General features: G+C 64.3%; 12 protein-coding genes. 8 read left to right on the forward strand and 4 right to left on the reverse strand.

Going from position 1 to position 18,651, the window contains the following annotated elements:
- Positions 1-61 precede the first annotated feature (61 nt).
- From ACDC67_RS05640 to ACDC67_RS05650, 3 genes are all read left to right on the forward strand, one after another.
- A complete protein-coding gene (locus tag ACDC67_RS05640; RefSeq protein ID WP_376691342.1) occupies positions 62-619 on the forward strand; it encodes a BLUF domain-containing protein in 558 nt (185 codons plus the stop codon).
- Between the two features lie 110 nt (positions 620-729).
- Positions 730-2,979 (forward strand): DNA topoisomerase IV subunit A, encoded by a 2,250-nt coding sequence (parC, locus tag ACDC67_RS05645; protein WP_376691343.1) that lies wholly within the window; start codon positions 730-732, stop codon positions 2,977-2,979.
- Between the two features lie 21 nt (positions 2,980-3,000).
- Positions 3,001-3,369, forward strand: coding sequence for a hypothetical protein (locus ACDC67_RS05650; protein ID WP_376691344.1), 369 nt, complete (start codon positions 3,001-3,003; stop codon positions 3,367-3,369).
- Here ACDC67_RS05650 and ACDC67_RS05655 read toward each other — a convergent pair.
- A complete protein-coding gene (locus ACDC67_RS05655; RefSeq protein ID WP_376691345.1) occupies positions 3,363-5,087 on the reverse strand; it encodes a peptidylprolyl isomerase in 1,725 nt (574 codons plus the stop codon). The genes ACDC67_RS05650 and ACDC67_RS05655 overlap by 7 nt on opposite strands.
- A 269-nt stretch (positions 5,088-5,356) precedes the next feature.
- Between ACDC67_RS05655 and ACDC67_RS05660 the strand changes: the two genes are divergently transcribed.
- The 4 genes from ACDC67_RS05660 to ACDC67_RS05675 all read left to right on the forward strand — a co-directional run bounded on the left by ACDC67_RS05660 (position 5,357) and on the right by ACDC67_RS05675 (position 12,673).
- The gene (locus tag ACDC67_RS05660; RefSeq protein ID WP_376691347.1) at positions 5,357-6,118 is read left to right on the forward strand and encodes a hypothetical protein; all 762 of its coding nucleotides are present in this window, start codon (positions 5,357-5,359) and stop codon (positions 6,116-6,118) included.
- A 24-nt stretch (positions 6,119-6,142) separates the two neighbouring features.
- Positions 6,143-7,918 carry a peptidylprolyl isomerase gene (locus ACDC67_RS05665; protein ID WP_376691349.1) on the forward strand — a complete coding sequence of 592 codons (1,776 nt, stop codon included), beginning with the start codon at positions 6,143-6,145 and terminating at the stop codon, positions 7,916-7,918.
- A 2-nt stretch (positions 7,919-7,920) separates the two neighbouring features.
- Positions 7,921-10,080 (forward strand): sulfatase-like hydrolase/transferase, encoded by a 2,160-nt coding sequence (locus ACDC67_RS05670; RefSeq protein ID WP_376691636.1) that lies wholly within the window; start codon positions 7,921-7,923, stop codon positions 10,078-10,080.
- Positions 10,081-10,648: 568 nt separating this feature from the next.
- Positions 10,649-12,673 (forward strand): IPTL-CTERM sorting domain-containing protein, encoded by a 2,025-nt coding sequence (locus ACDC67_RS05675; protein ID WP_376691351.1) that lies wholly within the window; start codon positions 10,649-10,651, stop codon positions 12,671-12,673.
- 52 nt (positions 12,674-12,725) lie between these two features.
- Here the strand turns inward: ACDC67_RS05675 and ACDC67_RS05680 are convergent, their stop codons facing one another.
- The gene (locus ACDC67_RS05680) at positions 12,726-14,996 is read right to left on the reverse strand and encodes a C25 family cysteine peptidase (protein ID WP_376691352.1); all 2,271 of its coding nucleotides are present in this window, start codon (positions 14,994-14,996) and stop codon (positions 12,726-12,728) included.
- A gap of 106 nt (positions 14,997-15,102) precedes the next feature.
- Between ACDC67_RS05680 and ACDC67_RS05685 the strand changes: the two genes are divergently transcribed.
- Entirely contained in the window at positions 15,103-16,335 is a 1,233-nt protein-coding gene (locus ACDC67_RS05685) for a helix-turn-helix transcriptional regulator (RefSeq protein WP_376691354.1), read from the forward strand.
- 437 nt (positions 16,336-16,772) lie between these two features.
- Here the strand turns inward: ACDC67_RS05685 and ACDC67_RS05690 are convergent, their stop codons facing one another.
- Positions 16,773-17,618 (reverse strand): DUF6279 family lipoprotein, encoded by an 846-nt coding sequence (locus ACDC67_RS05690; RefSeq protein ID WP_376691356.1) that lies wholly within the window; start codon positions 17,616-17,618, stop codon positions 16,773-16,775.
- 85 nt (positions 17,619-17,703) lie between these two features.
- Positions 17,704-18,570 carry a DUF3014 domain-containing protein gene (locus tag ACDC67_RS05695; RefSeq protein WP_376691357.1) on the reverse strand — a complete coding sequence of 289 codons (867 nt, stop codon included), beginning with the start codon at positions 18,568-18,570 and terminating at the stop codon, positions 17,704-17,706.
- Positions 18,571-18,651: the final 81 nt, after the last annotated feature.

Genomic DNA, 18,651 nt, shown 5'->3' on the forward strand with positions numbered 1-18,651 from the left:
GCGCCGACTCGGCGGTGCGTAACCTGTTGCTGGTTTCAATCATTCAACAGGGGATTCGTACATGTCGGAGTTGATCGAACTGGTCTATGCCAGCCGTTCCAACGTCGAGCGCAACAGGGGCGGGCTGGGGGTCGAGCCCGAGATCGGCCGGATTCTCACCCAGTCGCGGCGCAACAACGAGCCCAAGGAAATCGGCGGCGTGCTGTGCTTCGGCAACGACATCTTCTTCCAGTGCCTGGAGGGCGAGCGCGAGGCCGTCGAGAAGCTCTACAACAAGCTCCACGACGACTCGCGTCACCGCGAAGTCACCCTGCTGCGCAAGCGCCCGATCGAGCGCCGCCGCTTCAAGCTCTGGGCCATGAAATACCTCACGCTGGACCGGGGGCTGCGCGAACGCCTGCAGCGCCGCGGTCACGATCGCTTCGACCCGTTCAACTTCGACGACGAGACCACCGACGAAGTGCTCGACGTCCTCAAGGAATCGACCGAGGCACCGGCGCCCCAGGGTGATCGACCCGCGCCGAAGTCTCCCGGCGACGCGACGCCGGTGAAGGTGTACACCCTTGCCGCCGGTTGTGTCCTGCTGACCTTCGCGGTCATCGCCTGGCTGTTGCTTTGAGCCGATCGGCGGCCACCTGACCCGCTGCGAGCGCCGGGCGACGGTGCTCGCGACCAATCCGGCTTCATCGCTGTGGCAAGGTCGCCCGTCTTGGGCGACAATCCCCCGCCATGAGTGAAATCAAACCCGTTTCCGGCGACTTCGAACAGCAACCCCTGCGCACCTACGCCGAGCGCGCCTACCTCGACTACGCCATGTACGTGGTGCTCGACCGCGCCCTGCCCAGCGTGTGCGACGGTCTCAAGCCCGTACAGCGGCGCATCGTCTATGCCATGAGCGAGCTGGGGCTCTCGGCCGCGTCCAAGCACAAGAAATCGGCCCGCACGGTCGGCGACGTGATCGGCAAGTTCCACCCGCACGGCGACTCGGCCTGTTACGAGGCCATGGTGCTGATGGCACAGCCGTTTTCCTATCGCTACCCGCTGGTCGACGGGCAGGGCAATTTCGGCTCGCCCGACGATCCCAAGTCCTTTGCGGCCATGCGCTACACCGAGTCGCGCCTGGCGCCGTATGCCAAGACCCTGCTGGCCGAGCTGGGGCAGGGCACGGTCGAATGGGTGCCCAACTTCGACGGCACGCTCAAGGAACCCAAGCTGCTGCCGGCGCGCTTGCCCAACGTGCTGCTCAACGGCGGCCAGGGCATCGCCGTGGGCATGGCCACCGATATTCCGCCGCACAACCTCAGGGAGGTGGTCTCGGCCTGCATTCGCCTGCTCGAGGCGCCGAAAAAAACGACCGTGGCCGAGCTGTGCGAGCACATTCCGGCGCCGGACTTTCCCGGCGGTCCGGAAATCGTCAGCTCGCGCGAAGACCTGCTCAACCTCTACGAGACCGGATCCGGCGGCATCCGCCAGCGCGCCAAGTGGGAGAAGGAAGGCGAGGAGATCATCATCACCGCCCTGCCGCACCAGGTCTCGCCGGCGAAGGTGCTCGAGCAGATCGCCGGCCAGATGCAGGCGAAGAAGCTGCCCTGGGTGACCGATCTCAGGGACGAGTCCGATCACGAGCATCCCACCCGCCTGGTGATCGTGCCGCGCAGCAACCGCGTCGATCTCGAGCAGCTCATGGACCACCTGTTCGCGACCACCGACCTGGAAAAGAGCGCGCGCATGAACCTCAACGTCATCGGCCTCAACGGCCGGCCCGGCGTGCGCAACCTCAAGGACCTGCTGGTCGAATGGCTCGAGTTCCGTCGCCAGACCGTCACCCGGCGCCTGGAGCACCGCCTTGACCAGGTGGTCGATCGACTGCACATCCTCGACGGCCTGCTGATCGCCTACCTCAACATCGACGAGGTCATCCACATCATCCGCACCGAGGACGAGCCCAAGCCCGTCCTGATGGCGCGCTTCGGCCTGACCGGCACCCAGGCCGAGGCCATCCTCGAACTCAAGCTGCGCAACCTGGCCAAGCTCGAGGAGATGAAGATCCAGGGTGAAAAGGACAAGCTCGAAGACGAGCGCAAGCAGATCGAGGCGATCCTGGCTTCGCCGAAAAAGCTCACGCGCGTGATCCGCGACGAATTGCTGGAGGACGCCGAGGCCTACGGCGACGAGCGCCGCTCGCAGATCGTCGAGCGTTCTGCCGCCCAGGCCCTGAAGGAAACCGACCTGGTGCCTTCCGAGCCGGTCACCGTGGTCCTGAGCGACAACGGCTGGGTGCGCGCAGCCAAGGGCCACGATATCAAGCCCGAGGAACTCAACTACCGCGCCGGCGACGGCTTCCTGGCCGCCGCGCGCGGGCGCAGCACCCAGACGGCCTGCTTCCTCGATTCAACCGGCCGAAGCTATTCCCTGATCGCCCACGAACTACCCTCGGCGCGCAGCCTGGGCGAGCCGCTGACCGGCCGCTTCAGTCCCAAGCCCGACGCCGTCTTCCGCAGCCTGGCGATCGGCGCGAGCGAGGATCGCGCGCTGCTGGCCTCGGACGCCGGCTACGGCTTCGTCACCCGGCTCGAAAACCTCCACACCCGCCAGAAGGCGGGCAAGCAGATGCTGACGGTGCCGGCCGGCTACGACGCGTTACCCATCTCCCCGGTGACCGAAGATGAAGAAGCCGTCATCGTCTGCGCCACCACCGAAGGCTACCTGCTGGCCTACTACCTCAGCGAAGTCCCGGAGCTGTCCAAGGGCAAGGGCAACAAGCTCATCAACATCCCGCCCAAGGCGAAAAAGGCCGGCGAGAAGGTGGCCGGCGCGATCGTCATCGCCGCCGGCGAGGACTGCCTGGTGTGGGCCGGGCAGCGCTATCTCAGGCTCAGCTGGGCTGATACCGAGAACTACTGGGGCGAACGCGCCCAGCGCGGCCGCAAGCTGCCGCGGGGGTTCCAGAAGGTGACCCGTCTGTCGCTGGCGGAGTAGGGCAGCAAAGCGATGGCGGGAATGCTGACTTTGGGCAGGCTGCTGGCGGCCGCTTCGGTCGCGGTAATGGCCGGCTGCGCGGTCGCTCCCGAGGCAGGGCAGGTCGAGCTGAGCAACACGGTGACCTGGTCAACGGCGAGCGAATCGGACAACTTCGGATTCGATGTCCATCGGTCGGAGCGCCGTGACGGTCGCTTCGAGCGCATCACCGAGCAGCCGCTGGAAGGCGGCGGCACCACCGACTTGCCACGCGACTACCGCTTCGTGGACGACGATATCGAGAGCGGCCAGGAATACTTCTACTACGTCGAGAGCATTTCGCTCAGCGGTGAGCGCAAGCGCTTTACGCCCGTGATGCGCGCGCCGCCCAAGTACCCCTCCGATCACTGAGTTCGGAGTTCGCCCTCGAAGATCCGAAGGTTCAATTCTTCCAGATGCCGTTCGCGAACCGACGCTTGCAGGCGCTCGATTTGCGACTGCCTCAGCGTCTCGCCCAGTTGTTCCCTTGCCTGCTCGAAGGTCATCGGGGTCGCTTCGCGCTGGTCGAGCAGTTTCACCGCCCAAAGGCCGCTTTGCAGGCGCAGCAGTCCGGTGTCTTCTCCCGGCGCCAGTTGGCGCACCGGTTTGACCAGTCGGACACCCAGGGATCCGAGTTGTTGTGGCGTCAGCCAGCCCAGGACGCCGCCCCGCTTTGCCGATGCGTGGATGGAAAACGCCCGCGCGGCCCGCGTGAAATCCATTTGCCCGGCATGGATTCGCGCAACCGTGTCGCGGGCACGCTCGACCGTCGCTGCCGTCCGCAGTCCTTCGGCGTCCGCAAACTGGATGGCGGCAACGCGGTAGGCGGGCGGGTTGCGCAGACGGTGCTTGCGCTGATCGAAGAGCCGGCGGAGCTCCTCCTCGCTCGGCGCGTGCAGTCGTGCGTCGACACGATGGCGCAGTTCGTTGGTTGCCAGGGCCTGGCGGTGGCGCCAGCGCAGAGCGGTCGCGTGGGGCTCGGACCGGGCCAGGCCCAGGGATTCGGCGTGATCGGCCATGGCGATACGCAGGCCCCACTCGCGTAGCAGCTGCTGCCGTTGCTGCGTGTTCAGGTCCTCGGGGTTGCGTTCGGGCCGCCGCTTGCTGATCAGCGCTTCGATCCAGCCGGCTGGCAGCGTGTAGTCGCCGACGGTGAGTGCGCGGTCCTGGCTCGCGGTCACTTCGACCCGCGTTTCCAGCTTCTCCGTCAGTTCCCGGGTCAGTGCCGCCTTGCGTTGGCGGAACAGGTTCTGCCTTAGCCTGTGGCGAACCTCGTCTTCTTCGGGGTGGACGGCCGGCCTGATCCGTTCACAGGCGTAGAAGGCAAGGCCGTTGCCATGTTCGATCAACGGGCTCGTGTCGCCCACCTCCAGGTCTTTGACACCCTCGCGTACCGCCGGCGGCAGAACATCGGGATCCACGAAGCCGATACTTCCTTGCCGATAACGACTTTGGGATTCGGATTCCCGGGCTGCCAGTTCCTTCAGGTCGGCGCCATCCAGCACTTGCGCTCGCAGGTCCTGCATCTGCTGGCGAACATCATTTCGTTCTGCTTCATTGTCCGACAGGCGCTTGTAGATGCCGCGCAGGAAAAGCTTTCGTGGCTGGACGAAGGCGTCGGGATGGACGGCCTGCAGGGCCTCGATATCATCATCCGTGATCGCGACCTGCGCATCGAGGTGTTTCCGGAGCGCCGGCAGCAGAATTTTCTGGCGCGCGGCTTCGGCGGCCAGTTGGACCTCCGGGCTATCGGCCTTGCCGCGCGCTCGAGCCGAATCGGCCATGGACTCGATCAACGCCAGTTCGCGAACCGATTCGGAAGACGGTGCAAGCTGCTGCCAGGCGATCCAGGCCTCGTAGTCGTCGCGTTCGAGCCGGCCGCCGTCCCATACGGCAACCGCTTGACTGTTGCTCGGTGCGTTGGCGCAGGCAAAAAGAAGCGAAGCCGCCGCGGCCGCTGCAGCGAAGATTGAAAATCGGGTCAACGTGCGATGCTTCGTGGCCTTGGCCGCCGAGCCCTGGGAGCAGCGTCCCCCGGCAATGAAAGAGGTATCGAATGACACGCTGCGAATATACGCGATTGAGCGCATGTCCACGATGCTTCTTTGCGTGGCGCTTGGGCGCTTCATGGATCGGGCCCGGGCGCAACATTGACAGGGGTATACCCGTGGGCTAGATTTGCGAGTCAGACCCGGTTCGCCGCAATGCTGGGTGTTTCGACCAAGCCACTTTCCAGCGTGCCTGTCCGCTCGACAGCTCCCGGGCTCAAACAAGGGGATGAATCATGAAGATCAGAATATTTGCCGCAGCCGCGTGTTTCGCCGTGACGTTTGCACCGGCCTGGGCGCAGGACGCCGACATGGACGGGCGCATTGCCGAACTGCGGGCAATGAACGCTTCGGAGCGCCAGGCGGCGCTTCAGGCCATGAATCCGGAGGAGCGCAAGGAGCTGTGGTTCCAGGTCAAGCAGATGAATCGGGCGGAGCGGGAAGATGCACAGCCCGTCGACGGCTTCTACCGCAATGCCGTTCAGTCGCAAGAGTCAGGCGGCGGCGAGTCGAACCCCACGGCGAGCGCCCGTGCCGGATCCAGGGATATGGGGACGATTACCTACGACGACGGTGTGGGCAGCACGAGCTTTGGCGGTGGGGCGCTGGTCGGTAACCGTTTCGATACGAACACCGGCGTGCCGGTCGTGGCCAGCGGCACGGTGGACACCGTGATGGCCGTTCTCGAGGCCGGCACTGCCGCTGCTGCAACGGATACGGCCTTTTTCGCCGTGTACGGGCAGCAGACGGCAGGCGGTGGCGCCACAGCCATTTTCAGCACCGCCATTACCGGGCTGACGGGCGCGACCGCCACGGTGACTTTTACCGGCATTGGCGCCAATTACCCCGGCGACAGTTTCTTTGTGCTGTTTGATGATGCCAACACCGGCTATGTTCCGACCTTCGGTCAGGGAACGACCAATGGCCAGGGCTATCACGGCCTGGTCGGCTACACCGGCGGACAGTCACCTGATTTCACCGGCACTTTCAATTTGGGCAATGTCTATAACAGCCTGATCCGCGCCACCGGCAATATTCTCCCGGTCGAGCTGATGGAGTTCGGGGTCGAGTAAACTCGAGCAAGGCTGATCGTTTCCATGGCAAGGTCGATTGCGCTGCTGTTCGGCGCACTGGGGCTGCTTTGCGCGTGCCAGGACGTCGAGCAGGGCGATCCCGAGGCCGCTTCGGGCGCGCCTGCCGCCCCTGACGTGCTGGCCCGTTACGCCGGTGGCGAGGTCTCACTGGCCGACGTTGACGCTCGTATTCTCGCCCTTCCCGCTGATGAGCGGCCGACGCCGGGTACTCGGCTCGACGCCTGGTATGCGGACCTGATTCGCGAGCTGGCGGTCGAGCGGATACTGCTCGAGCGGGCCAGCCGGGCCGAAGTGGCGCAGAGTGAGGGTTTCCGCCGGTCGCGAGCCATGATGGAGCGGCAGCTTGCCGTTCGTGCCTGCCTGGCGCAGGTCGCGCCGGCCTCGCTCCGGCTGTCGGACGAGGAACTGGACCAGGCCTATACCGAGCGCCTTGATCGGTTTCAGGCGCCGGAGCGACGGGCGGCGTTTCACATCTATCTTCGGCGCGAGTCCGGCGAACAAATCGACGATCTGGAATCCGAAATGCGCGCGCTTCGCGAACGCATCCTGCGCGGCGAGAATTTTCAGCGTGTGGCCCGGGCGGAGTCGGATTCCGAGAGTCGACATGTGCAAGGCCGCATCGGCTGGGTGACGCCTGGCGAGTTGCCGCAGGCCTTTGATCGTCTGGTGTTCTCTCTGGATGAGGGCGTGCCCAGTGAACCGATGGTTACCGCCGACGGTGTTCACATGTTCCAGGTTGACGATATTCTCCCCGAGCGTCGGCTTTCCCGGCGGGAGGCCGTGCCCGTGCTGAGAAATGAACTCGGCTCGGAGAAGTTGGAGGCGGCGATCGAAGAGCTGGCGGCGAAGAACACGTCACCGTCGGCGCGCATCGTGAGCCAGGCGGATCTGGAACAATTGGTTGAAGCGGGCGCCGAGCAGGAAGCCGTGCTGGTTGCCGAGGACTACACCCTGCGCCTGCAGGACTTGCGCGCACGGCTCAGGGGAGTTCTCGCAACGCAAGACGGGACGCTGGAGAGTCTTGGCGACCGGATTCCCATGGACTTCGCCTGGCAGTTCCTGAATCGGCAGTTTCGCCAGGAGCTTGCTTACGAGTATTGCGGCCGCGAGGCCTTGTTTTCCGGCGAGACCGTGGCGGCTCAGTTGAGCGCCTGGGAAGAGCGTGCACTGGTCGGCGAGATGCGGCAGCGGCTGCTGCGTGAGCGGGTAGCGGATGACCGAGACCGGCTCGAACTCTACTACCGGAGCAACATCGGGCAGTACACGCCGCCGGTGCAGTGGAACCTGACGCGTCTGAGTCTTGGGCTCGATCGTCCGCAGGAGGCCAGGAGCCGGATGGCGCGCCTGGAAGAAGCGGTCGACGAGGGCGGGGTCGGCCTGGACGCGTTGCAGCAGGAACTGGGCGGAGAAGTCGAGCCCCTGGGCTGGAACACGTTGCCGCAGATACGCCAGATCAATTCCAAGCTGGCTCAGCTCGTATCGTCCGTGAAGGAAGGCGAATTGGTTGCGCCATTGCGTGCTCGCGGTCAGCTGGAGCTTTACGAGGTCACGGGGCGCAAGGAATTCGAACCCCGGCCCTTCGAGGATGTATTCGAGGCGGTGGTTGCGGCGTATCTTCGGCAGTACACAAGCGAGGTGTATGCCGAAGTCGAGTCGGAGCTGCTCGACAGTGCAGGGTTCGAACTGTTCCCAGAGCGCCTCGACCGATTGCGCGAGGTCATTCCGCCGGAGCCGGAGATCACCGTCGAGCAGCTCGACGCGCTGTTGAGCGGTTCGTGAGTATGCATTCGCGCCCGCATCCGGTACTTCGTCCGGCCATGCTGGGCCTGCTTGCCCTCGTGCTCGCCGGTTGCAGTGAAGAACGGCCCTGGAACGTCCTGCTGGTCACCTTCGACACCACCCGCGCCGACCGCATCGGTAGCTACGGCAACGATGCGATCGGCACGCCGACTCTGGACGGGCTGGCGAGCGATGGGGTTCGGTTCGCCAACGCGATGAGCGTTGCCCCCATCACCGCACCTTCCCATTCCTCCATCCTGACCGGCCTGTACCCCACGGCGCATGGCTTCCGCGACAACGGACTTTTCGTGCTGGACGATCGCCATCTGACGCTGGCCGAGATGCTTCGCGATCAAGGTTACGCAACCGCGGCTGCCGTGGGTGCGTTCCCGGTGGTTTCCCGCTTTGGCTTCGACCAGGGCTTCGATCTGTTCGACGATCACCTCACGGGCATGTACGAAGACTATCTGGGCGACAGATCCACTCCCAAGGAGGAACTGTTCTTCGACGAGCGTCGCGCCGCCCAGGTCAACGAGGCGGTGCTGCCCTGGCTGAAACGGCACACGGCCGAGTCCGATCAGCCGTTCTTCGCCTGGGTTCACTACTTCGATCCGCATCAGCCCTTCGAGCCGCCGCCGCCTTACGATCAGCTCTACGCCGCCGATCTCTACAACGGCGAGATCGCCTACACCGATTCGCGCCTCGGGCATCTGCTCGGTGAGCTCGAACGGATGGGTGAACTGGATCGCACCCTGATCGTCATGACCGCCGATCACGGAGAAGGCCTGGGTGAGCACAACGAACTCACCCACGCGGTGCTGGCCTACGATTCCACTCTGCACGTCCCCTTGATCATTCGGCCGCCCGGGATGGGGTCGGAGGTCGGGGTCGTGGTCGAAGACCGGGTCGGTATCGTCGACATCGTGCCCACCATACTGGACCTGCTTGGCCTGGACGTCCCCGATCACCTGCACGGGCATTCCCTCGCATCGATGTGGGCAAACAACGGTGACGGCCAGGATGGCGCAACGCGTTACAGCCCCCGCTACTACGCGGAAAACCTTTCACCCCGGCTCACCCACGGCTGGGGCGAGCTCCGGGTGCTCTACGAGGGTGACAAGAAGTACATTCACGGCCCGCGTCCCGAGCTTTACGATCTGGCCGTGGATCCGGGCGAGCTCAACGACCTGGCCGCGGCCAACCCCGCCGAGGCCGGGCGAATGCGCGCTGCCCTGTCCGAGTTCATCAAAGACCACGCCGCCGAAGAGGCGACGGCCACGCAGGAACTGGATCCGGAACTGATCCAGCGGCTGCAGTCGCTCGGTTACCTTCACGGCAGCAGCGAAGGCGGCGTGGAAGTCCGAGAGGAGCTGATCGATGACGGCATTGCGCCGCAGGATCGCGTGACCGACCTGAACCGGATGAGCGCGGCCAAGCACCTGCTGTTCGATGGGCGTCCGGCCGACGCACTGGTCTATACGAGCAAGCTGATTCAAACCGGTGGCGACAGTCCCGTGTATCAGGAGCTGCACGCCGCGGCCCTGGCCGGCGTCGGGCGCCTCGAGGAAGCATGGGAGATCGCCCGGGAACTTCAGTCCACGGGGATGGTTTCGGAGAGCCTGATCCTCCGGCTCGCCGCGCACCGCTTCGAACAGCTGGAACGATCGTCGGCGGTGGAATTCCTCGAGCGGTATTCGGCTCGCAGCAAGAGTGCAAGGGCATACTGGCTGCTATCGAGCATGCACAAGCGCATGCAGCGCGAGGACGCTTCGCTCGAGGCGCTGGAGCGGGCGCTGGAGCTCGAGCCGGAGTTTGTCCCGGCGCGGGTGGACATGGCCGTGCACTGGGCCAGAACGAATCGTCCGGACCAGGCGCGATCCCAGTTCCGACTGGCGCTGGAACAGGATCCCTACTACCCCAGGGCCAGCTACAACTACGGCGCATTCCTGGCCGAGAACGGCCAATTGAACGAGGCCGATCGATACTTTCGCCGGGCGCTGGAGCTCTCGCCCAGTTACGTGAAGGCGCATCTCGCGAGAGTGACCGTCCAGGTCTCGATCGGTGACCGCGAGCAGGCGCTGGCGGCCCTGCAAGCGCTGGAACGAATCGCCCCGGACAGCCAGGAAGCGGCGCTGGCGGCCGAGCTCTTGGGCGAGTCTTGAGCTTGCGGTTGCTCGGTCCGGCGCTGTACTTAAGGGGTGTGGCACCCTATACTCGTCGACCAACAAACGTATTCGATAGCGTTCCGACTGCCGGCAGCATCGAATGGCCGATGGTGGAGGGTGACAGGCCATCGTGACCAGCAAATGATTGCCGTGCTCGATTCCGGGGGGGACGCCTCGCGTCCGACATTCCGCTTCAAAGGGAGGAACAATAATGAACAAGCCTAGGGAACCTCTGAACAACTCTGCACGGAGCGCGTTTTGTCGGAGAAGCCGCAGGTCGTGTGGTGCGACGCGAGCGACAGTAGCCGTAGCTACGGCCGAGGGGCGCAACGCACGAGATGCGGCTTCTCCGGCAAAACCCTTCGGGACGGGCCTTTGCGGGGTCTCCGCCCCGTTTCGGCTCACTCATTTGGAACAACCAAACCACGATCGCCGAAGCCGGAACGGAGCCTCCCGCAAAGACCCGTCGCGCCCGCGCAGAGTTGTTCAGAGGTTCCCTAGCTGTCTTGCGGTCTGTCTGGCCGCGATTTCGATCCTGGCCGCCTGGAATGTACAGGCCGGGACAATGAACGCTGATCTGGCGATCACGAAGGACGACGGCGCCACCTCCTCGACCCCCGGCACTCAGATCGTCTATTCCATCGTTGCCAGTAACGCCGGTCCCGATGATGTGCCCAATACCGTCGTCGAGGACCTGTTTCCGGCGGCGTTGAGTTGCACGTGGACATGCGCGGCATCAACGGGTTCGAGTTGTACGGCGAACGGTTCCGGGGACATCAACGATATCGTCACGATTCTGGCCGGCGGTGATGTCACCTTCACCGCAACCTGCGACATCGATGCGACAGCCACGGGCAGCCTGAGCAACACGGCGACGGTCGCGGCTGATGCGCCAATCATTGATCCCGATCTCGGCAACAACTCCGCGACGGACAGCAATACACTCGAGCCGTCCGCCGACCTGGCCATCAGCAAGACCGACAACCAGGCCGAGCACACGCCGGGTACGCCGATTGACTATGTGATCGTGGTTGAGAACCTCGGGCCCTCGGCGGTGAGTGATGCCGTGGTTGACGACACCTTCCAGGCGCCGCTGCAGAATTGCAGCTGGACGAGCGCGGCCACCGGTGGTGCCAGCGGCAACAGCGATGCCAGCGGCGATCTGAGCGACACACTCGACATGCCGGTCGGCTCGACCGTGACCTACGATGTCAGCTGTGATGTCGACCCATCCGCGACCGGTAGCCTGAGCAATACAGCCAGCATTGCCTCGGCCACTGTTTCCGATCCGGAGCCCGGCAACGATAGCGCGACCGACACCAGCACCCTGGTGCCCTCGGCCGACCTGTCGATCAGCAAGACCGACAACCAAACCGAGCACACGCCGGGTACGCCCATCAACTACATCATTGTTGCCGAGAACATCGGGCCCTCGGCGGTGAGTGATGCAGTCGTCACCGACACTTTCCAGGCGCCGCTGCAGAACTGCAGCTGGACCAGCGCGGCCACCGGTGGTGCCAGCGGCAACAGCGATGCCAGCGGTGACCTGAGCGACACACTCGACATGCCGGTCGGATCGACCGTGACCTACGATGTCAACTGCGACGTCGATGCGTCGGCCACCGGCAGCGTGAGCAACACGGCCAGCATTGCCTCGGCTACCATTCCCGATCCGGAGCCCGGCAACGACAGCGCCACCGACACCAGTTCCCTGGAGGCCTCGGCGGATCTGTCCGTCTCCAAGTCCAATGAGGTGGACTCGGTGACCCCCGGGGAGCAGGTTTCCTACACGGTGCTGGTGCAGAACGCCGGTCCGTCGGTGGTCGACGATGCCGTTGTTTCCGATTCCTTCCCGGCGGAGCTCGAGAACTGCAGCTGGACCAGCGTTGCTGCCGGCGGTGCGACCGGCAACACCGATGGCAGCGGCGATCTCGGCGACACGCTCGATATGCCGGTCGACTCCAGCGTGACCTACGAGATCACCTGCGACGTCCAAGCCTCAGCGAGCGGCAGCGTCAGCAATACGGCGACGATTGCATCGGCGTCGGTGACCGACCCCGAGCCTGGCAACGACAGTTCGACGGAGACGGATACCGTGCAGCCGTCGGCTGACCTGACGATCAGCAAGACGGACAACACGACCGAGCACTTGCCGGGGACGCCGATCAACTACGTTATCGTGGTCGAAAACCTGGGCCCCTCTGCCGTCAGCGACGCCGAGGTCACGGATCAATTCCAGGCGCCCCTGGAAAATTGCAGCTGGACCAGTACGGCCAGCGGCGGCGCGACGGGGAACTCGAGTGCCGATGGTGATCTGAACGACACGCTCGATCTTCCGGTGGATTCCTCGGTGACCTACGACATCGTCTGTGATGTCAGTCCGTTTGCCTCGGGCACGCTGAGTAATACTGCGACCATCAGTTCGCCCAGCGCTACCGACCCGGTTCCAGGCGACAACAGCGCCACCGACGGAGACACGATGCTCTTCGCACCGATCGCCGTACCGACCCTCGGTAGCTGGATGATCCTGGTCATGGCCGGGCTGCTGGCGCTGTTCGGCTTCGTGAACATCCGTCGCCGGCTGAACTGAAGCCGGGCTTCAACGATGAACGGCGGCCGCGCCCGGTAGCGCGGCCGCCGGTTCAGGGAAGCGCGGGCGCCAGCGCCGGGTCTCCGAACAGGTTGTAGAGCAGCGCGGCATCGGGGTGCTGGCGCAGGCGCTTGGCGAGCCTGATCGCCTCCCCCAGGCTGGCTTCCTGGAAAATGCCTTCCATCACGGCGTCGGTGAACTTCAGGGACGGACTGTTGCGGGCCGAAGCAGCCAGGACGGCCACCGCGCCACGCCCTTCCAGGCGCAGGAATTTCTCCGCCAGCGAGTCGGCAGCGGGATGATCGAAGGGGCCGGTGTTGCAGGACATGCTCAGAACGATCGGCAGGCGCTCGCCGGGTTCGAGCCGGTCGAGGTCTTCCATGTCGAAAAGATTGCTGGCATCGCCACCGCGTGACGGGGCGGTCTGCCACATGAACCGGCCGCCGTGACCGAAAAAGTGCAGCACCAGCATGCCCTCGTCGATTTGCTCCTGTAGCTGCCGCTGATGCTGTTCGCCCGACTGGTCAGGGCTGGACAACAGCTCCGTGGCCGCCAGTCCGTTTTCCTCCGCGAGCTCTTTCAAACGCTGGTTGCGTGCCGACAGGTTGTTCTCGCGGTCGCTGACCAGAAGAACGCGTGAGCGCCAGTCGCCGCCAGGCGGGCGTTCCATGTAGGCGATCGTTTTTTCGACCATCGAACTTATGCCGGATGCCGTGCTGGCGGGAAATCGACCGATCGCCAGGGCGGGGTCCGCCGTGTTTCCCGACAGGGTGACGAAGGGGTGATCGCTGGCCGCAGGGCCGTCGCGTGTGCGCAGCTGCCATGTCGGGATACGGCCTGACCCCTTGTTCGATTCGCCCCCGCCTGCGTCAGCGTGACGGTCGGCGTACCAGTTGGCATCTCCCACCAGGAGCACGTCGCCGGGTGCGGGCGCGTCGCGGTTTCGTACGGCATGGGCGAGAAAATCCCGAATGGCGCGCGGGTGCTCGATGCCGAAATTGAACTCATCGTAGACGTCCTGAACGTCGATGAGCTCGGTGCGCATGCCTCGCTTGCGATGGAAGTCCGCGAGCGGGGCGACAGCCTCGACAAGGCTGCCATGCGCAATGATGAAATAGTCGGTTTGATCCGTCGTTTCGGCCAGGTTGGAGGGGTGGTCGAGCTCTATGACCGGCGGCTGCCTGAAGCGAGCGTCCGGCACGACCCACAACTCGTCATGGTCTTCGGGTACGGACAGCTCGTAGACATGCTGTCCGGCCGCGCTACCTGACTCTGCTTCCTTGCGCCGGGCGCTCGCCTGGAAGCCGTTCTCGCCGAAGAAGTGGATTTGCTCCCTTGCGTCGTCCGGGCCCGGCGGCACCAGGCGTAGCAACCTGTCTTCCCTGCCGGCGTCCAGCTGCAATAGCTGCTGCCGATCAGCCACGAGCCGGTCGCGCGGGAACTGCGCCTCGATCCAGTCCAGGTAGACGACGTCGATGACCGGGTCGCCGTTTTCGCTATCCCGTCGGGCCGGAACACGAATTCCGATTTCATTGCCTTCCGGCTGAACGAGCGAGGCGGGGATCGCGGGCATGTCCACCCGATGGGTTTCGCGCCCGGACCACTCGCCGCGCCCGATCGGGGTGCCGTTGAGCGAGATCTCGACCGAGTGGTCCGCCAGGTCCGGAGCGTTCGAGCCCTCGGACCATCCTAGAAACTTCACCTTCAGGCTGAAGGTCGAGCCAGTCTCGGTGCGCATGTGAGAAAGGTCGATTGGCACCCGGGTCGGTTCCGATGCCAGGTGGTTCAGCCGCATCCAGTACCACAGCGTCTCATCGCCGAAGAAGGCGGTCGGCCCGGACAGCGGCGCTCTCAAAAGGTCGCGCTCGAGATGGATGGTCTGGCTGAGCCTTACTGCCGGACCGGAACGGGCGCTCGGTGTCGGGCTCGCTCCGTCCATCCGGCGGGTCGTCCCGTCGGAGTCCGTTGCGAGAACATAGACGTTGAACGGCGAATCCTCGAGGTAGTGACTGGTCTTGCCGCGGAGGTGACTGCCGACGAAAGTCAGGCTGTCGCCCGGCCCGAAGGTCCGATCCCCGCCGTCGTCGACGTGGACAGCTACCAACTCTCCCCGATTCTCGACCGTCAATCGCTCGCTTGGAAACGGGGCGGCCAATCCGGCCTTGTGCAGATCCTCGTAGTGCACCCGGTAGACACCGTCTTCAGCGACCTGCATCCGAAAGCGCTGGCCTTCTGCGACTGCGACCGGACAGATCACGGCGGTCAGGCTTGCAAGCAGGACAGAGCGGGAGAAAAGGCAGGTAATACGGCGCTTCGAACTCAAGAAGTACTCCTTCGATTGACCACTCGGGGCCACTGGTTGGTGCCCGGTATTCGGGCCCCGTGGCCCGGCAATTGCCCGGCGCACTCGATTGGAAACACCCGGCTGAATGATACAGGCGCCGGGGCAAGGCCGCTCGCTTTGGCTGCCCGACCGGATCGTGACGCCGCCTTGGCGGGCGATTTGTATGGCCCGGATCGCTGTGGAACAATGGCTCAGAAGTTTCACGAGGGAGGTGGGTTGTATGGGAGCAACCCGTGAAGCGGCGCTTGAGTCGCTATATGCCGCTGCGATGGGGACGGGCGCCTGGCCGGAAGCCCTGGATGCGCTGGGCGGACTTGCGCATAGCCAGGTGCTGACGCTCGATACCTACGATCTGGAAACCCACGCGGGTCAGGTGCTCGCCGCCAATGTCGTTCCCGATCCCTCCATCGAAGCGTACAACCGCGAGTTCGGGCACGGCAATTTCCAGATCGAGGCGGGCGCGTCGCTTTATCGGGTCGGGAAGGTGCTGAGAACCAGTGACTTCATTTCCCAGCGCGAGCTGCTGCGAAGCGATCTTTATCACCACGTCTACCACCCCATGGGGATCCGCTACGCCTGTGGGGCGGCAGTGGAGGTCAAAGACTCGAAGATCGTCGAGTTCAGCTTCATGAAGGCGATTGACGCCGGCGATCATACCGACCGCGATGTCCAGTGTGTTCGTGCGTTGGTGCCCCATTTGCAGCAGGCCTGGGCCGGCTACAGCCACCTGAAGCGAATCGAGGATTCGCTGAACACCCTGACCAGCATGTGGGACTGTTTCGCGCACGCGGTCATCGTGATTGACGGGGGGATGCGGATCCGGTTTGCCAACCGCGCGGCCGAAGCGCGCCTGGCGACGGGTTCGGAGTGGAGCGATCGCTTCGGGCGACTCCATCTGGCCCCGTGCGCGCGTCGCGCGGTCCTGGAACAAGCCGTCAAGCGCGTGTTTGAGCGCCAGGGCGATGTGATCAGCCTCGCGGGCACCGCGCCTCCCGGTGCATGCGAACCCTTGGTCACCCTCTATCGACTGAGCGAAAATCGCATCGCCCTGATCATGACTGATCCGAAGGCTGCAGCGGGAGACCTCAAGCCGGCTCTGCGTGTGCGTTTCGACCTGACCGTGGCTGAGGCCGACCTGGTCGACGCCCTCCTTGCCGGAAAGGCGCTGCGAACGATTGCCGGCGAACGCGAGATCCGCTACGAGACGGCCCGCGCCCACCTCAAGAACGCCATGCGCAAGAACGGCTGGCGCCGGCAGGGGGAGATGATTTCCGATGTTCTTCGGCTATTGTTGCCAGCCGACTTGTTTCGCGCATAACGCCGGTACAGCAGGCGAGAGAAACCCGGCGCTCGGAGCAGACCGGTGATCGAGGGCTGCGTTGCCGATCTAACCCATTTGGGGGAAGTCGTTGAAGAGCCGCCCTGCTAAGCTTGATCGCAAGTGGAATTGACTAGTTCGGCTTGCTGCCGGGCGGCAGTAGCGGGGGCGCGCTTCTTCGAGGGTTTGGCTAAAGGGCGAATGACCTAGGGTTCGGGGATGACTGGCTGCCGCCAGGGATACGGCACCAGTTCTTAACCCGGCATCAGTATATTGCCTCCGGGCTAATGGCGGGGCGAAACTAGTGTGCCCGGGAGAGGCCGGCGCCAGAACTACCCGGAAGAATCTCGAGCGATAGATTGGGTGCTCGTGAAATTCTTTCAAACAAGCGGAGCGTGGCGGTGTTTGATTCACGGCGCCGTCTTGGCCTTGGTTGTCTATCCGCAGCCAATCTGCTTCAGATCCTCGGCCAGGCCCGTCAGGCGTTTCCCGGCGCGTTCGATCTGTCGTTCCGGTGCGCTGTGGTGAATGTCGACCAGCGTCTCGAGAGTGCGTTCCCGGTGGGTTTGCACCCGGCTGCGGTAAGCGTCCGATTGGAGAGCAGCAGGGTCGAGCAGCCTCATTGCGGCCGTTTCAAAGGCCTGCCGGTCGTGCCGGATCGACAGGGCTTGCTCGAACTCGGCCTGCCAGGCCAGGCGCCGCTCCAGGGCAATTTCCGCGGTGGGTTCGAGCTTGGCTGCCCAGTCTGAAAGCATGTCGCGCTGCTCGCTCGTCAGTCGGCCGGTGAAGCGGCGCATGCCTTTCTCCATGCCCTTAGCGCGCTCGCGCTGCAGTTCCTTGTCGCTGCGCTCGGCTTCTTCGGCGAGCTCGCGATTGCGCTCTTCGAAGCTTTCCATGAGCTGATCGACCTGATCGTCATCCAGGCTGGCCAGCAAGTCGATCAGGGTGGGGCGGACTCGGGACAGCAGGCGCAGCCCGAAGTCGCTGGCCCGCTCGCCGTGGTTCTCCAGGGTGGCGGTCGTGATGCGATCCGCGGCGATATCGGATCTCACTTCCTGCAGAAACTCGGCGTAGGCTGGCAGCTCGCTGGCGCAATGCCACGCCAGTTCGCGTTCGAGCGCCGCCTCGACAGCCCGCTCCTGCTCCGCGTTGAGGCTCACCCGATCGTCGATCCAGCGCATCACCAGCCAGTCGGCGTTGTTGTAGGCCGATTTGACCCCGCAGCCGGTCAGCAGGCAAACGGCCAGGAAGACGAGGAGGAGGAGGCGCAGGGTCGGTTGCATGCCGTGAAATTACCTCGACCAGTGCGAATTTTGCGTCAGTGTCGTGCAACGAAGCGGCTGAGGTTGCACGAGTAGTCGGCGGCTATCACGGGTCTGTCGAGTTTCCCGCTTGGCCGGTCGCCGCTTCCCTAAATGTCGACAGCCAGGTTCTGACCCGTTCGGCTTGATCGGGGCCCATGCGAATCAGCAGCTTCCGGCCCCAGGACTGTTCCTCGAGCGATTCGTCGGCGAAGTGCAGCCGGCCTTCATGCGGCACGACCTCGAACGGCAGAGCCACGTCGGGCGTAGCCAGCAGGTGATCGATGACGCCGATCACACGATCGTTGAAATACGGCTCGGCCTCGCCCAACTCCTCCCAGGCCTGCTGGAAGAGCGAGTAGTAGCGGCCGTAGAGCGCCGCGGCCCGCTCCGGAGGTGTCGATTCGAGGGCATCGATCAGGGCGTCATAGCGCTCGGCGTTCGACTCGGTCCACAGCAGGGCTTCTTGATCTTCGATTTCAGCGGTACGCGGTTCGGTGTCCAGGGATTGAAGCGGCCTTGTCTTGAGTGCTGGCGCAGAACCATCCAGGCTGTGGATGGTCGCCACGCTGCGAGGGATGACGAATTCCGGTTTGATCCACTGCTGCACGAAACCGTTGCCGAGCTGACCGGCGATTGTGTCGAGGATGATGGCATCGCTGTCGGCAAGATCGGGCAAAGGCGGTTGCGGCTCGGGCGTGACATCGGCCGGCTCTTCCCCTTGGGGCTCGGTGTCTTCCTCAGCGGATTCTCCCGTGGGCGGGACAGGTTGGGCCTCGGGTTGCGGCAGCGGATAGCGTGGCACGGGCGTTGCAGGCTCGGCCGGAACATCGATATCGGGTTCAGGCCTCAGTTCCGCCTGCCGTTGTTGCTCCATCCACCACAGTCCGGCCACCAGGGCCAGCACGACGAGAATGCTGATGAACCAGCGCATCGGCGTATTCCGATTGGCATGTATGACTTATGACCGCCGTGCTGCCCGGTGGTTCGTGCAGGTGCGATTGCACTTTGATGC

The sequence above is a fragment of the Wenzhouxiangella indolica genome, from assembly GCF_042310355.1.
Lineage (GTDB): Bacteria > Pseudomonadota > Gammaproteobacteria > Xanthomonadales > Wenzhouxiangellaceae > Wenzhouxiangella.

Bases quoted from the DNA above. Each gene is read 5' to 3' on its own strand.
- ACDC67_RS05640 (WP_376691342.1), top strand. From the start codon at position 62: ATGTCGGAGTTGATCGAACTGGTCTATGCCAGCCGTTCCAACGTCGAG.
- parC (WP_376691343.1), top strand. From the start codon at position 730: ATGAGTGAAATCAAACCCGTTTCCGGCGACTTCGAACAGCAACCCCTG.
- ACDC67_RS05650 (WP_376691344.1), top strand. From the start codon at position 3,001: ATGCTGACTTTGGGCAGGCTGCTGGCGGCCGCTTCGGTCGCGGTAATG.
- ACDC67_RS05655 (WP_376691345.1), bottom strand. From the start codon at position 5,087: ATGCGCTCAATCGCGTATATTCGCAGCGTGTCATTCGATACCTCTTTC.
- ACDC67_RS05660 (WP_376691347.1), top strand. From the start codon at position 5,357: ATGGACGGGCGCATTGCCGAACTGCGGGCAATGAACGCTTCGGAGCGC.
- ACDC67_RS05665 (WP_376691349.1), top strand. From the start codon at position 6,143: ATGGCAAGGTCGATTGCGCTGCTGTTCGGCGCACTGGGGCTGCTTTGC.
- ACDC67_RS05670 (WP_376691636.1), top strand. From the start codon at position 7,921: ATGCATTCGCGCCCGCATCCGGTACTTCGTCCGGCCATGCTGGGCCTG.
- ACDC67_RS05675 (WP_376691351.1), top strand. From the start codon at position 10,649: ATGAACGCTGATCTGGCGATCACGAAGGACGACGGCGCCACCTCCTCG.
- ACDC67_RS05685 (WP_376691354.1), top strand. From the start codon at position 15,103: ATGATACAGGCGCCGGGGCAAGGCCGCTCGCTTTGGCTGCCCGACCGG.
- ACDC67_RS05690 (WP_376691356.1), bottom strand. From the start codon at position 17,618: ATGCAACCGACCCTGCGCCTCCTCCTCCTCGTCTTCCTGGCCGTTTGC.
- ACDC67_RS05695 (WP_376691357.1), bottom strand. From the start codon at position 18,570: ATGCGCTGGTTCATCAGCATTCTCGTCGTGCTGGCCCTGGTGGCCGGA.